The organism is Streptomyces sp. XM83C (assembly GCF_023072675.1).
GTDB classification, from domain to species: Bacteria; Actinomycetota; Actinomycetes; order Streptomycetales; family Streptomycetaceae; genus Streptomyces; species Streptomyces thermocoprophilus.
Genome location: NZ_JALLGL010000560.1, coordinates 1 through 1,480, shown reverse-complemented (window position 1 = coordinate 1,480; position 1,480 = coordinate 1). Strand labels below are relative to the sequence as shown.

Below are 1,480 nucleotides of genomic sequence, written 5' to 3'. Positions count from 1 at the left end.
GCTTGTTCCGGGGGGTGTTCGGGCGCCGGGTGTGAAGGAGGTCGGCATAATCCCTGGAGTTCTCATGGGGAGGGACGAACGCATGGACGAGCGCGGGGGCGTTCCTGGGGCGTCCGGGAAGCTCGCGGGTGAACCGCGCACACATCAGTGCCCCGAGTGCGGGGCGCCCAGGGCCGGCGACGGCACCCCGTCCTGCGGCTGCACGCAACGCGCGTCCGAGGCCCTGCGGGACGCCCGTACGGCCGCGCAGGCAGCGGCGGAGGACTTCGACCCGCTGCGGATACGGCCGTACGTGGCGCTGGGCGACGGGGCCGGCGGGCAGACGGCAGGGGTGGACGCCGGCGAGGAGACCATGGCGCTGCGGGCCGTGCCCTCCGACGCGGCGGCCGGAGTTCCGGCGCCGAGCGCGACGGACCTCAGCCTGTTCGAAGCGGGGGCCGAGGCGGGGGCGCCTCCCTCGGAGGGGCAGGCGCAGGGGCAGGACGTGCGACGCCGGCCCTCCGGGCGTCGGCGGCGGCGTGCCGTGCTGCTGGGGGCGTCCGGCGCCGTTGTGGGTGTCGTCGCCGCAGCGGGGCTGGCCGCCGGGTTCCTCTCGTACGACACGCCGTCCCGGAAGACCGGGGCGACGGGGACGGACGGCATGAGGGCGGCGGTGCCGGACGCGTCGGGAGAGGAGCAGGAGGAACCGAGCGGGTCGGGCGCGGCGCCGGGCCGGGCGTCCGGGACGCCCGGCGCCACGGCGGCGGGGACGCCGTCGGCCGAGCCCTCGGCCTCGGCGCCGTCCGCGGGCGGATCGGCCTCCCCCGTGCCATCGGCGAGCGCCTCGCCCTCGGGGGCGGGGGCGTCGGGGAAGCCGACGGCCCCGGCCGGGTCCACGGCGCCGGCGACGCCCCCGCCGTCCGGGACACCGACGGCACCGGATGACCGGCGGCGGCCGGACATGCCGGTGCTGCGGCGCGGGGACAGGGGGCCCGAGGTCGTCGAACTCCAGCTGCGGCTGGGCCAGTTGTACCTGTACACCGGGCCCGCCGACGGGATCTTCGACGACCGGGTCGAGCAGGCGGTCCGCACCTACCAATGGGCGCGGGGGGTGTGGGCCGACGGGATCGGCTTGTACGGCGCGGAGACGCGGCGCGCGCTGGAGTCGGAGACGGCCGTTCCACCGGGGGTGCGGTGACGCCCTTTGCGCGCAGTTCCCCGCGCCCCCTTTTGCCACCGGCGTGCCGGTGACGCCGGTGGTGCGCAGTTCCCCGCGCCCCTTGTGTGTGCCTGGGGCATCGTTTTCACCTGCGGGCCGGTGGGGGCGCTCGCGCAGTTCCCCGCGCCCCTTTCGGGGTGCGTGCGGTTTCGTTGGGTCACGTCCGCTGAAGTGGTGTATCGACGGCCACTCGGTGATCTCGGTCTGAGGCTATGCGGTGAGTTCGGTGGGCAGGGCGGGGTCGTCGGTTTCTGACTCGATCGGGTGGAGTCGTGCCTTGGT

The 1,480-nt window shown here is 75.9% G+C and carries 1 protein-coding gene; it reads left to right on the top strand.

Annotated features, from left to right (window positions below):
• Positions 1–82: 82 nt before the first annotated feature.
• Positions 83–1,177 carry a peptidoglycan-binding domain-containing protein gene (locus MTQ10_RS30340; protein ID WP_247473870.1) on the top strand — a complete coding sequence of 365 codons (1,095 nt, stop codon included), beginning with the start codon at positions 83–85 and terminating at the stop codon, positions 1,175–1,177.
• The last annotated feature ends 303 nt before the right edge of the window (positions 1,178–1,480 follow it).

Excerpts from the sequence above, each read along its gene's own strand:
- MTQ10_RS30340 (WP_247473870.1), top strand. The coding sequence starts at position 83 with ATGGACGAGCGCGGGGGCGTTCCTGGGGCGTCCGGGAAGCTCGCGGGT.